We start from the raw sequence: 12331 nt of genomic DNA, 5'->3' as shown, positions 1-12331 counted from the left end.
CCGGCCCATGGACCGATTGCATTCGATGCGCACCTTCCAGAAGGTGGTGGACGAGGGCGGCTTTGCGGCCGCCGCCCGCGCCATGGACCTCTCCCCCGCCGTGGTCACGCGCCTGGTGGCCGACCTCGAAGACCACCTGGGCACGCGGCTGCTGCACCGCACCACGCGGCGCGTCTCGCTCACCGAAGCGGGTGAGATCTACCTCGACCGCGTGCGCCAGATCCTGCTCGACCTCGAAGAAGCCAGCGCGCTCGTGAGTTCGCAGACCCAGGAACTCGCGGGCGTGCTGCGCGTGCTCGCGCCGCCGGTGCTGGCCACCCACGTGCTCGCGCCCATGGTCGCGGGCTTTCGGCAGGCCTACCCCAAGATCCGGCTCGACATCGACGTCGAGACCCACCGCGAGCCGCCGGTGGAGGACTACGACGTCACCCTGATCGGCGCCGACGGCAGCTTCGACGCCAACGTGATCGCGCGCAAGGTCATCAGCACCGAAGGCATCCTGCTCGCCTCGCCCGAGTACATCGCGCGCCGCGGCCTGCCCGCCACGCCCGAAGACCTCGCGCAGCACGACGTGCTGCGCCTCAAGCCCGCGGGCGGGCGCTCGCGCAAGTGGCGTCTGCTCAATGCGAACGAAAAAGACCGCGCGGTCGAGATCGACGTGCAGCCCGTGCTCTGGGCCAACCACACCGACACGCTGATGCATGCCGCGCTGGACGGAGCGGGCATCACCGCCACCTCGGTGGAGCTCGCCGCGCCGCTGCTGGCCGACGGCGATCTGGTGCGCGTGCTCAGCCCCTGGATCACCAACCGCCTCACGCTCTATGCCGCCCTGCCCAGCCGCAAATTCGTGCCGCGGCGCACCCAGGTGTTTCTCGACCACCTCACGCAGAGCACGCGCGCGCGCGTCGACCAGGCGCTGTCGATCTGCGTGGCCTGAGCGGGCTCAGCGGCGCGCCTCCGAAAAATCGCCGCCCGGGCAGTCGAAGCGCACGACGCCGCGGCTGTAGCGCTCCACGTCCCAGCCGAACAGCACGCCCTCGGGCGCGAGCCGGAATTTCAGGCGCAAGCTGCCGGGCCTGGCCTTCAGGTCGATCAGTACTGCGTCGGGGATGCGGGCCGCCACGGGCACGGTGTGGTCGCCGATCGCGCCGTCGTCGACCCAGGCGATGCGCTCCGCCGGGCAGTGGCCGCATTGGCGCCACACCACCCGCAGGCTCAGCGGCACGCGCCGCTGCACGAAGGCGCGGATCTCGCGGTAGCGGCTCGTCACCCGCGCCGAGGCATGGATCAGGGCCCCGAGGTCGTCGTGGAAGGTGACGCTGTGCATGCGGGTGTCGGGCACCGCATCGACCAGCATCAACCAGTCCATGCCGCGAAAGCGCCGCACCAGATCGGCCGGCCTCAGGGGCGTGCCGGTGTCGGTCGGCGCCCCGCCCGTGGGCGTCACGCCCGAGGGCATCAACCCCGACCAGGGACTGCCCGGCGCTTGTGGATTCTTGCGTTCGCGTCCCATCGTCACTCCCGCGGCCGCGGCCGCTCAGTACCGCGTTTCCAGAAAATCCCCGCCCGGGCTGTCGAAGCGCGAGACACCGCCGCCATCGCGCTCGATGTCCCAGCCGAACAGCACGCCGTCGGGTTTGAGGCGGAACTTCAGGCGCAGGCTGCCCGGCTTGGCGCGGATGTCGCGCAGGACCGCGTCGGGGATGCGGGCGGCGACGGGCACAGAGTGGTCACCGAGGACCGTCCCGCCGTACCAGGTGGCGCGGCTGAAGTCGTATTGCCCGTTCTGTCGCCAGACCACGTGAACCGTTTCCGGCACATGGGTGGCGCCGGTGGCCATGATCGCTCGGTTGCGCCTGGCCACGACCGCCGAGGCGAAGATCAACGTTCCCCGTTCGTCGTGGAAGGTAACGCCCTCCATCTCTGCCCCCGGCACCGCGTCCACCACCAGCACCAGCCCGACCCCGCGAAACCGCCGCTGCTGGTCCACGGTTGGCGCATCCGGACCCGTGGTGCAGCCTGCGCTGTAGAAACACAGGGATATCACGGCGAACCACTGGCGGCGCGCCAGGCAAAGCGTTCGTTTGGATTGCATGGTTGTGCCCTTGTCTACCGCTCAGTACCGCGTTTCCAGAAAATCCCCGCCCGGGCTGTCGAAGCGCGAGACACCGCCGCCATCGCGCTCGATGTCCCAGCCGAACAGCACGCCGTCGGGTTTGAGGCGGAACTTCAGGCGCAGGCTGCCGGGCTTGGCGCGGATGTCGCGCAGGACCGCGTCGGGGATGCGGGCGGCGACGGGCACGGTGTGGTCGCCGATGATGGGACCCTCGTAGTCGATGCTGCCCTGGCGGCCCCAGACGGGTTTGGGGTGGTCACGCCACAGGACCCGCACGAACAAAGGCACTCGCGTGCTGCCGAAGGCCATGATTTCGCGGGTTCTCCTGCTTAAAACCGACTTCGCATATACGGTCGCGCCTTTGTCGTCCTCGAACACCACGCCGGCCATCTCCACCCCCGGCACCGCATCCACCACCAGCACCAGCCCGATCCCGCGAAACCGCCGCTGCTGATCCACGCCCCCTGCTTCCGAGTCCACAGTGCCCGTGGTGCACCCTGGGCCGCAGAAACATAGGGACATCAGCGCCAGCCACCGGCGGCGCGCCGCTTGTTCGTCGTTCAAAGGGTCCATCGTCACTCCACTTTCAGGTTCAGGCCGTAGCCGTTGCGGTTCAACCAGTCGAGGTAGCCCGCCATGTCCACCGTGCCGGTCACGAAGCGCTGCCGTTGCGGGTCGTCGGGCGGCAGGTAGTCGATGAAGGCCCCGGTGTCGGCCCAGCTCATGCCCGAGACGAAGGGCATCTGGCGCTGGGTGGCGCGATCACCGCCGCCGTAGCGCACCTGACGGTCTTCGGCGCCGGGATCGGGTGCGCCGGTCAGGATGCTGTTGCTGCGGTCGTGAACGACCGGGTTCGCCATGACCGTGGAGGGGGCCTCCTGCATCCTGATCCCCGCCGCCTCGGCCTGCTCGACCATCCACACCAGCGCCACCCTGGCCAGCTGGTTCTCGCTTTCCCCAAAGCCCCCGCCGATGTCGGCGTGCGCGCCCACAAACCCCCGCTCGATGCGCGTGCGCCCCGGCCCGGGCTCCTCGGGACCGTTCGCCGCCTGGGCAATCGATTCCAGCGGGAAGGCGCCCACCGACCCGTAGGGATGCAGGGTGTTGCCCCGGTACTCGTTCAAGGCCACGGCCTGCGCCACGTGGGTGAAAGCGTCGGGGATCGCGAGCTGGTAGTCGCGGCCGGCGTTTGTGCTGAGCACTGTGTCGAACAGGCCCATGAAGCGCAGGTCCACGCGCTGGCAGCGGGCCTGCGGCGCGCCGTCGCTGCCGATCGCCGTGTAGTGGTAGAAGCCATCGCGCGTCGCGGCCACGATCTGGTTCGCGAAGTCGCGCGCCTCGGACGCGCCGCGGCTGAAGCCGACGATGTCGACCGCCATCGCGGCGTCGTCGTCGAGCGCGAGATCGGCCTCGTCGTTGAAGTACCGCAGCATGCGGTCGATGCGCGCCACGCCCGAGTAATTGAGGGCGTTGTCCAGCCAGGGCGGCACGATGTCGCCGTAGTTCGGGTCGCGGTGCAGCGTGCCCACGCCGGTGATGTAGCGCGCCGAACCATCGGCGTACAGCTGCCTGAACCGCCACACGTTCGACACCGACCCCCCACGCGCCCGCAGCCATTCCTCGTCGTTGGTGTTGTCCGTGCCATCGAAGGCGAACAGCACCAGCCCGAGCGGATCCACGTGGCCCAGCGGGTTGTTGCCCACGTAGGCGTAGGCGTTGAGCCCGCCCGCCAGGCCCAGGGGGTCGGGGCTGAGGTAGCGCCCGGCCTGCGGGTCGTAGACGCGCTGGTCGTTGGCGTGCAGGCCGGTGGCCTCGTCTTCCCATTGCCCGGGCAGGCGCAGGTCGAGCCGGAAGCCGCCGCGCGACAGGCTCCACGGAGCGGGCAGGCGCTGACCGAAGGGCGTGTACACCGCGGTCCACAGCGTCGCACCGCGCTCGTCGGTGGCCGCCACGGGCGCGCCCAGGTGGTTGGCATGCACGTAGCGTATCGCCGGCCGCGCGCCGCGCAGGCCCTGCCAGGCCAGCGCCGCGGCGCGGCCCAGCGCCTGCCACACGCCCTCGGCCGGCGCGCGCAGCGGCACGGGCTGGGGCGGGTCGATCACCGCGAGCAGCCGCTCGCCCAGCCACACGTACTGGCGCGTGATGCGGCCTTGTGCATCGAGGTCGGCGATGCGGTGGCGCGCGTCGTCGTGCAGGTGGTGTTGCGAGCGCCGGCCCCGCTCGGCCACGCGCAGTCCGCGGTGGTCGTGGCGGTAGCGGGTGGTCTCGCCCGCCTGCGTGACGCCGGTCAGCCGGCCCAGGACGTCCCAGGCGTACTGCCGCGTGCCGTCGCGCAGCACCCGTCCCGCGCCATCGCGTGGCAGGTCGCGGCCCGGGTCGCGCTCAGTGGGCGCCGCACCGCCACCGGGTCCGGGCTGCTGGGCGAGCAGCCGATCGCCCAGGCTGTCGTGGTGGTAGCGCCAGGTGGTGGCGGGGGCGTCGGGTCCGGCGTTTCGCACCGCCTGCAGCAACTGGTCCTGCGGGCCGTAGGCGAGCGCCAGTTGCGCCACGCCGGCCCCGAGGCCGCTCGCGTCGTCGCGGCTCATCAGCACGTTGCCCGCGGCATCGAAGCGCAGGCGGCTGTCCCACAGCCCGCGGGGCTCGCGCGGGCCGGGCGCGGTGTGCGGCGCGGCCGTGTACGCCACGCGCGACAGCACACCCTGGCGGCTGCGCTGCCAATCGCCTTCGATGCCGTTGCCGTAGGCGATGTGCGTGAGACCGATGAGGTCGCGCCGCAGGTCGCGGGCCAGGGTCACGCGGCCCGCGCCGAACGGCGCCCACGGCCCGGCCTGCCAATGCAGCGCCACCACCTGGCCCTGGCCGTTGCGCTCGAACTGCAGCTCGCTGCCGTCGGGCAGGCTTTGCGCGGCCAGCAGGCCCTGGTCGTCGCGGCGGTAGCGGGTGGTGCTGCGCACCCAGCGACCGTCGTTGAGCCGCAGCGACACGGCCTTCTCGACCACGTGGCCTTGTTCGTCGCGCGCGTAGCGCTCGGTCTGCTCGGGCCCTTCGACGGCCGCGAGCGCGCCGCCCTGGTAGCGGTAGTGCACGGTCTGCGCGGGCGTGTTCGCGCTGCCCGCGGGCGGCGTCACCCGGCGCTGCACGAGGCGTCCCGCCGTGTCGCGCTCGAGCGTGATCCGGCTGCCATCGGCGGGCAGCATGCCCACCAGGCGGTCCATGGCGTCGAAGCGGCGCAGCTCGCGGCCGCTGTCGGGGTGCTCCACCGCGACCTCGCGGCCGAAGTCGTCCCACCAGCGCCGGTGCGTCACGCGCCGCAGCACGCGCCGGCCGTCGTGGGCCTCGGCGCCGAGGGTGTGCCAGCGCCCCTGCGCGTCGATGGCGTGGTGCAAGGTCAGCGGCTGATGGGTGTTGGCCGCCTGCACCACGCGCAAGGCGGCGGCCTCGCGCTCGTAGCGGGTCCAGCGGCCCAGGGGATCGATGCTCGCCACGAGGCGCCCGTCTTCGTCGCGCACGAGATCGGTATGCGCGCTGCTGTCGTCGCTCACGCGCCGCAGGCGGCCCCGGGCATCGCGCTCGTAGCGCTCCTGCTGGTCGATGCCGGCGCCGACGACGCGCGTGGCGAGCAGATGGCCTTCGCAGTCGTAGCTTGCCTGGCGCAGGATGCCGCGCGCGTCGGCCTGCCACAGCAGCCGGCCTGCGGCGTCGAAGGCTTCGCGGATGGCAGGCGCGCCGTGGCCGGCGGCCTCAGGCGCCTGCCGCAAACGGCCCGTGTCCGGCTCGCGCGCCATGCGCACCCCCTCACCCCCCGGCCCTGTGATCTGCACCACCCGGTCGCCGCGCGCGTCCCAGCCGTAGCGCGTGATGTCCGAGTCGGCCGGGCTGTTCAGCGGCCCGTTGGGCAGGGGCCCGTCCTGTTGCACGCGCACGCTGCGCCCGTTGATGGTCGCGTAGCCGTATCCGGTGCTGCGTTCGATCGCCACGCCGTTGGGCACGACGCGGCCTTGCCCGTCCACCGGGCTGTACCCGCTCTCGTCCACCCGCAGCAGCTGCCGCGCCGCGTTGTAGGCCAGACGCAGCGTGTGCACCCGCCCCGCCACCACGCTCGGGCGCTCGATGCGCAGCGGCTGCGGCTCGGGCAGCGCGTCGGGGTCGCTCGTGTCGAGCGGCGCGTAGGCGTAGCGCACGCGCCATTGCGCGGGCAGGGGCCGGCCGCGGCGGTAGCGCACGAGGCTGCGCTGCGTGACGCGGCCCTGCGCGTCGCGCTCGCTGCGCTGGGTGAGCACGGGCCGGCCGCGCGCGTCGAGCCGGGTTTCTTCGACGAGCCGGCCCAGGCGGTCATAGGCGTAGCGCACGTTGGCCGGCCCGCAGGCGGCGCAGCCCGCGCCGCGCACCTGCAGGATGCGCGGCTGGCCCGCCACGAGGGCCGTGGTGTAGTCGGTGGTCTGGCCCAGGCTGTTGGTGAGCCGGGTGTGGCCCTGGCCGGCGCGGCCGCCGTGCGTGGGCAGCCATTGCAGGCGCACCTGTTCGAGGCCGGGTGCACCGGCGCGGCGCTCGCCCTTGAAGCTGAGCACGGCGCGGCCCTGCGCGTCGTAGGCCCAGGTGCTCAGGCGCTGCGGGGGCGGCTCGCCCTGCTGTTCGCTGATGCCGGTGAGCAGCACGGGCCAGCGCGGGTCTTCGTGGTGGTAGTGGCGCACGCGCGCGGGCTGGCCCGCGGCGGCGGGGGCGGTGACGCGCACCAGGCTGGCGATGCGTTCGCGCGGGTCGGCGCGCGAGCCCGCGGGCAGCGCGGCGCCGTGCGCGTAGCCGAAACGGCCCACGGGGGTGTCGATGGCGTACACGCCGCGGAAGCCGTCTTCGCTGTGTTCGCCGCGGCGGCCCGGGTAGTGCAGCACGAGCCGCCGCCCCGCGGGGTCGATGACCTCGCGCAGCCAGCCGCGTTCGTCGTGGCGCAGGCTCAGGAATTCGCCGCTGGGCACGCGGATCTGTTCGAGCCGGCCCCGGGGGTCGAAGCGCAGTTCGCGGCCGTCGGCCCAGGTCCAGACGTGTTGGGTGCCGCCGGCCACGGCCTGCGCGCGCACCCGGCCTTGCAGGGGCTCGCGGGTGCGGTAGGTGTCGGGGCGCTGGGGCACGCGCTCGAAGCGCAGCCGCGTGCCGTCGCCCTGCACGATCTGCAGGCCGTCGCCGCGCACGCTGAGTTCGCTCTCGTAGCTCAGCCGCCAGCCGCGCCCGAGCACGCCCTTGCCGTGTTCGGCGCTGTTGTAGTGGCGCACGAGTTCGAGCCCGAGCACGCCGGGCAGCGCGGCCATGTCGACCTCGCGCTGGTGCTTGTTGCCGCCGATGACGTGGATCGGGTTGCCCACGCCCTGGTCGGTGCCCGAGGCATTGCCCAGCGTGGCCACGCCCGCGCCGCCGCAGGGGCTGCCCAGGCCCGCGCCGTCGCCGCCGGCGCAGCACATCTGGGTGGGGTCGCAGGCGGCGTGGGCCGCCAGGGTCGTGCACAGCAGCAGGGCCAGCAAGGCCATGGTCCGTTTCATGGTGCTCACCCCGCTACGCCACACACGGCCGAACCACCCCCGCCCGGGTCGCCAGCGCCATCGGACGGACCCGGGTCCGTGCCCCCGCCCGCGCCACCGCCACCACCCGCACCGCCCTCGCCGGCCGGCGTGCCGCCGCCCTCGCCCGCGGGCTGCGTCGAGGGCGTGTCGGGCTCGATCGCATCGGACTGCATCTGCAGGGTCACGTGCGCCACGATGGGGATGCGCCCGGCCGCGATCAGTTGCGTGCGGAAGGCGTCGGTGCCCGGGTCCTGCCAGCGCAGGTACTGGCTGTAGAGCTGGCGCACCAGCGGCACCGGGGGTGCGTAGCCCTGGGTGATGCGCAGCCGGATCAGGTTGGCGTCGTGGATGTTCTGGCCCGAAGACGCACGCACCTCGGCCGGGTTCCTGAAGGCCATGTTCGCGTGGGGAATGACGCGCCGGCCCTGCCCCAGCGCGCGCTGCAGCGCAGGGTCGTTCCAGTCGTCGAAGCTGGCGCGGCTGGGGTTGAGCAGCTCGATGCGGGTGTGGGCCGCCACGTCGGCCGCGGCCCGCGCATGGGCCTGCGCGAGCTCCGCGCTGTCGCGGCCACCGCCGTACAGCGGCACCAGCGCGCGCACGTAGGCCGCCTGCACGCTGGCCAGGCTGGCATTGCCCACCGCGCCCGCGCGCGCGGCCATGAAGGCCGCGTGGTTGAAGCCATTGCGCGCGAAAAACAGCAGGCCGTATTGCAGCAGCGCCAGGCCCAGCAGCGTGATCACCGGCCCCACCACGGTGAACTCCACCAGGGTCGCCCCGCGTTCGCGCCGCGGCGTGCGCGGGCGTGAAGGGCGCGGCAGGCCGGTGGCGAACAGCGGGTGTTCGAGCCGGTCGCCGGGGCGCAGGCCCAGGCGCTCGATGCTGCCCGCGGGCAGTTCGAGCGTGTGCCGGCCGCGGCCCGGCGGCAGCGGGCCGCAGGCGCTCAGGCGCCAGGGTGCCAGCTCGGGCACGCAGCGCAGCACCGCACCACCGGCATCGAGGTAGACCACGTCGATCGAAGAACGCATGAAGCCGGTGTGCACGCTGGCGCAGCGCAACAGCAGCAGGCCCTGGCCATCAGGCAGCGGCGGCGCGAACAGGAGGCCACGCGTGCGCGACAGAAAGCGGTCGGCCAGATGCAGGTGCAGGGGGTGCCGGCCGGTGGCGGTGTGCAGCACGGCGCGGGGTCGGGGGGCGGCCATGGCGCTCACAGGCCCGAGTGCATGAACTTCATCGCGATCGGGAAGAACAGCACGATGAAGGTGCAGGGAAAGATGAAGGCCAGCAGCGGGAAGAGCATCTTCACGGGCGCTTCCATGGCGAGCTTTTCGGCGCGCAGGAAGCGTTCGCTGCGGCGTTGGTCGGCCTGTGCGCGCAGCACCGGCCCGAGGTTCATGCCCATGCTCTCGGCCTGCACCACCGCGGTCACGAAGTGGCCCACCACGGGCTCGTCCAGGCGTTGCGCCATGGCGCGCAGCGCCTCGGCGCGCGGCTTGCCGGCGCGGATGTCGCGCAGCACGCGCTGGATGTCGTCGTTGAGCACGCCGGGCGGGCCCTTGGCCACGGCCTGCACCAGCGCGCCCTGCAGGTTCAACCCGGCTTCGACGCACAGGGTGACGAGGTCGAGGAAGAACGGCAGCGTCTTGAGCAATTCGCGCTGGCGCGCCTGGAGCCGGTCGCGCAGCCACAGGCCCGGCCAGAGCCAGCCCAGCAGCGCGCCCGCGGGCAAGGCCTGCAGCAACAGTTGGGGCCGCGCGGGCGCGATCGCGTGAACGCCCCAGGCCGCGAGCGCCGCGACCGCGAGCGCGCCCACGGTGCGCGCGGCCACGAACTGCGCCGGGTGGATGGTGTAGTCGAGCCCGGCCTTGCGCAAGCGCGCGGCGAGCGCGCCCTGCGCGCGGTCGGTGAGCAGGGGCTCCAGGTAGTGGCTGATCCACTGGATCGGCCACCACACGAGGCGAAAGCCCAGCGGCGGTGCGTCCTTGTACTGGCGGTCTTCGTCGGGCACGGCGGCCGCGGCGCGCGCGAGCACCCACGCGATCAGCGCCACCGGCACGGCAAAACCCAGGGCGATCAGGGTCAGCATGGCGGGCTCAGACGTCGATGGCGACGATGCGGCGGATCACCACGATGCCCAGCACCTCGAGCACGCCGATGAGCGCGAGCGTGCCCCAGCCCAGGGGCGTGTGCCACAGCAGCGCCATGGCCTCGGGCTCCATGCGGTTGAGCACGGCCATGAGCAGCAGCGGCAGCAGGCCCACCACCCAGGCCTGCAGCCGGCCCTGGGCGGTGAGCGCGCCGATCTTGCCCTCCATCTGCAGGCGCGCGCGCAGCGTGTGCGATGTGCGCTCCAGCGTTTCGGCCAGCGCGCCGCCGGTCTCGGTGGCCACGCGCATGGCCGAGACCACCAGCGTCGTGGTGGGCGTGGGTATGCGCCGCGCCAGGTGCGTCAGCGCCTGCTCGAGCGTGACGCCCAGGCGCTGCTCGCGCAGCAGCAGCGCGAACTCCTGGGCCAGGGGCGGGGCGCTTTCGGCCACCAGTTGCTGCAGCGCCGAGGTCAGCCCCACGCCCGCGCGCATGCCGCCCGCGAGCATCATCAGCGCGTCGGGCAGCTGGTGCTCGAAGCAGCGCAGGCGGCGCGCGCGCAGCGTGGCGTACACCCAGCGCGGCAGCAGGGCCAGCGCGAAGAACGCGGGCAGCGCCAGCCACGCGCTGCCGGTGAGCAACCAGGTGAGCAGCGCACCCAGGGCCATCACCGCGAGGTTGGCCACGAAGAGCTTTTGCGGCTCGATGAACAGGAAGAACTCCTGCGCCTGGAAGCGCGTGCGTTCGGTGAAGGCCGCGCGGTAACGCGCGAGCGAACCGGTGCCGACATCGATCACGAACCAGGCCAGCAGCGCGGCCGAGACCGCCACCACGGCGGTGATGAGCCACAGGCGGGCATTCATCGCGCTCAGCCCTCGTGCACCGGCGCGGTCACCGGCTTGAAGATGTCGAGCGCGGGCGCCTGGCCCAGGGCGCGCAGGGTTTCGTAGAACGAGGGCACGGCGTCGCAGCCCGTGAAGTGCCCGCGCATGCGGCCGTCGGGCCCGCCATAGCCCTGGGGCTCGAAGCGGAACAGCTCCTGCAGCTGCAGCTTGCCGCTTTCCATGCCGCAGACCTCGGTGATGCTCGTGACGCGGCGCGAGCCGCAGGCGAACCGCGTCTGCTGCACGATCAGGTGCACGGCCGAGGCCACCTGCTCGCGGATGGCCGTGAGCGGCAGGTCCATGCCCGCCATCAGCACCATGGTTTCGAGCCGCGCGAGCGCATCGCGCGGCGTGTTGGCGTGCAGGGTGGTGAGCGAGCCGTCGTGGCCCGTGTTCATGGCCTGCAGCATGTCCAGGGTTTCGCCGCCGCGGCATTCGCCCACGACGATGCGGTCGGGCCGCATGCGCAGCGTGTTGCGCACGAGCTCGCGGATCGGCACCGCGCCCTTGCCCTCGGCGTTCGCGGGCCGCGATTCGAGGCTCACCAGGTGCTCGTGGTGCAGCCGCAGTTCGGCCGCGTCTTCGACCGTGACGATGCGCTCGCCCGCGGGGATGAAGTTGGACAGGATGTTGAGCAGCGTGGTCTTGCCCGAGCCGGTGCCGCCCGAGACCACCACGTTCTTGCGCGCCACCACGCAGACCTCGAGGAAGCGCGCCATCGCGGGGCTGATGGAGCCGAAGCGCACGAGGTCGTCGGCGGTGAGCTTGTGGCGCGCGAACTTGCGGATGGTGAGGCAGGCGCCCTTGAGCGCCAGCGGCGGGATGATGGCGTTCACGCGCGAGCCGTCCTTGAGCCGCGCGTCCACCATGGGCGAGGATTCGTCGATGCGCCGGCCAAGCGGCGCCACGATGCGTTCAATGACGCCCATGACCGCGCGGTCGCCCGTGAAGCTCAGCGGGTGGCGCCGCAGGCGGCCGGCCTGTTCGATGTAGATCTCGTCGTGGCGGTTGACCATGATCTCGGTCACGCCCTCGTCGGCCAGCAGGGCTTCGAGCGGCCCCAGGCCGATGGCCTCGTCGAGCACCTGGCGGCACAGCAGCGCGCGGTCGATGTCGGGCGGGATCTCGGGGTCGAGCTCGGCCAGGATCTGGCGCAAGAGGTTCTCGGTTTCGCGGCGCAGGCGATCGTCGCTCATGGCGGACACGTCGTGGCGGCGCAGGTCCATGGTGTCGATCAGCTTGCCGTGGATGCGCCGGCGCCATTCGAAGCCGCGCTGCAGGGTCTCGCGGTCCGAAGCGGGCGCAGGTGTGGGCGTGGCGTCGGGCACCGGGCACGGCGGGGGCGCGCTTTGCGGCGCAGCGGCCTCGACCGCGGGCGCGGGCGCTGCCGCGCGCTGCGACACCCGCAGGCGGAACGGGCCGATGCCGATCACATCGTGCGGCTGCAGCGGACCGTGCTGCGCGTCAATGCGGCTGCCATTGACCAGCACGCCGCCGAGCGCGCCCATGTCTTCGATCAGCAACCCAGCGGGCGTGGCGAACAGCCGTGCGTGCTCCTTGCCCACGCGCCAGCTGTCGAGCCGCACCTCGTTGTGCGCGCCCTTGCCGATGCCGCAATCGTCGGGCGCCTGCAGGGTGTGCTGGCTGCCGTCGGGGAACTCGATCTGTATCTCCAACATGGGGGTCTCCAGGGGATG

The 12331-nt window shown here is 72.5% G+C and carries 9 protein-coding genes; 1 reads left to right on the top strand and 8 read right to left on the bottom strand.

Annotation, left to right across the window (positions count from 1 at the left end):
• The first annotated feature begins 7 nt into the window (after nucleotides 1-7).
• Entirely contained in the window at nucleotides 8-937 is a 930-nt protein-coding gene (locus tag G9Q37_RS02510; protein WP_166224109.1) for a LysR family transcriptional regulator, read from the top strand.
• 6 nt (nucleotides 938-943) lie between these two features.
• Here the strand turns inward: G9Q37_RS02510 and G9Q37_RS02505 are convergent, their stop codons facing one another.
• The 8 genes from G9Q37_RS02505 to G9Q37_RS02465 are packed head-to-tail and all read right to left on the bottom strand — an operon-like array spanning nucleotide 944 to nucleotide 12313.
• Nucleotides 944-1513: a hypothetical protein gene (locus tag G9Q37_RS02505; RefSeq protein WP_166224107.1), complete on the bottom strand. Its 570-nt coding sequence runs from the start codon at nucleotides 1511-1513 to the stop codon at nucleotides 944-946.
• Between the two features lie 24 nt (nucleotides 1514-1537).
• Nucleotides 1538-2095: a hypothetical protein gene (locus G9Q37_RS02500; RefSeq protein WP_166224105.1), complete on the bottom strand. Its 558-nt coding sequence runs from the start codon at nucleotides 2093-2095 to the stop codon at nucleotides 1538-1540.
• Between the two features lie 21 nt (nucleotides 2096-2116).
• Complete coding sequence (locus tag G9Q37_RS02495) at nucleotides 2117-2689, bottom strand: hypothetical protein (protein ID WP_166224103.1); 573 nt, start codon at nucleotides 2687-2689, stop codon at nucleotides 2117-2119.
• A 2-nt stretch (nucleotides 2690-2691) separates the two neighbouring features.
• Complete coding sequence (locus tag G9Q37_RS02490; protein ID WP_166224101.1) at nucleotides 2692-7647, bottom strand: RHS repeat-associated core domain-containing protein; 4956 nt, start codon at nucleotides 7645-7647, stop codon at nucleotides 2692-2694.
• 5 nt (nucleotides 7648-7652) lie between these two features.
• Nucleotides 7653-8867, bottom strand: coding sequence for a DUF192 domain-containing protein (locus G9Q37_RS21805; protein WP_240936485.1), 1215 nt, complete (start codon nucleotides 8865-8867; stop codon nucleotides 7653-7655).
• A gap of 5 nt (nucleotides 8868-8872) precedes the next feature.
• Complete coding sequence (locus G9Q37_RS02475) at nucleotides 8873-9751, bottom strand: type II secretion system F family protein (RefSeq protein WP_166224099.1); 879 nt, start codon at nucleotides 9749-9751, stop codon at nucleotides 8873-8875.
• Between the two features lie 7 nt (nucleotides 9752-9758).
• Nucleotides 9759-10613: a type II secretion system F family protein gene (locus tag G9Q37_RS02470; protein WP_166224097.1), complete on the bottom strand. Its 855-nt coding sequence runs from the start codon at nucleotides 10611-10613 to the stop codon at nucleotides 9759-9761.
• Nucleotides 10614-10618: 5 nt separating this feature from the next.
• Nucleotides 10619-12313 carry a TadA family conjugal transfer-associated ATPase gene (locus G9Q37_RS02465; RefSeq protein WP_166224095.1) on the bottom strand — a complete coding sequence of 565 codons (1695 nt, stop codon included), beginning with the start codon at nucleotides 12311-12313 and terminating at the stop codon, nucleotides 10619-10621.
• Nucleotides 12314-12331: the final 18 nt, after the last annotated feature.

The sequence above is a fragment of the Hydrogenophaga crocea genome, assembly GCF_011388215.1.
Lineage (GTDB): Bacteria > Pseudomonadota > Gammaproteobacteria > Burkholderiales > Burkholderiaceae_C > Hydrogenophaga > Hydrogenophaga crocea.
This window is presented reverse-complemented; position numbering and strand designations above follow the sequence as displayed.

Coding starts and splice junctions, on each gene's coding strand:
- G9Q37_RS02510 (WP_166224109.1), top strand. CDS start 8: ATGGACCGATTGCATTCGATGCGCACCTTCCAGAAGGTGGTGGACGAG.
- G9Q37_RS02505 (WP_166224107.1), bottom strand. CDS start 1,513: ATGGGACGCGAACGCAAGAATCCACAAGCGCCGGGCAGTCCCTGGTCG.
- G9Q37_RS02500 (WP_166224105.1), bottom strand. CDS start 2,095: ATGCAATCCAAACGAACGCTTTGCCTGGCGCGCCGCCAGTGGTTCGCC.
- G9Q37_RS02495 (WP_166224103.1), bottom strand. CDS start 2,689: ATGGACCCTTTGAACGACGAACAAGCGGCGCGCCGCCGGTGGCTGGCG.
- G9Q37_RS02490 (WP_166224101.1), bottom strand. CDS start 7,647: ATGAAACGGACCATGGCCTTGCTGGCCCTGCTGCTGTGCACGACCCTG.
- G9Q37_RS21805 (WP_240936485.1), bottom strand. CDS start 8,867: ATGGCCGCCCCCCGACCCCGCGCCGTGCTGCACACCGCCACCGGCCGG.
- G9Q37_RS02475 (WP_166224099.1), bottom strand. CDS start 9,751: ATGCTGACCCTGATCGCCCTGGGTTTTGCCGTGCCGGTGGCGCTGATC.
- G9Q37_RS02470 (WP_166224097.1), bottom strand. CDS start 10,613: ATGAATGCCCGCCTGTGGCTCATCACCGCCGTGGTGGCGGTCTCGGCC.
- G9Q37_RS02465 (WP_166224095.1), bottom strand. CDS start 12,313: ATGTTGGAGATACAGATCGAGTTCCCCGACGGCAGCCAGCACACCCTG.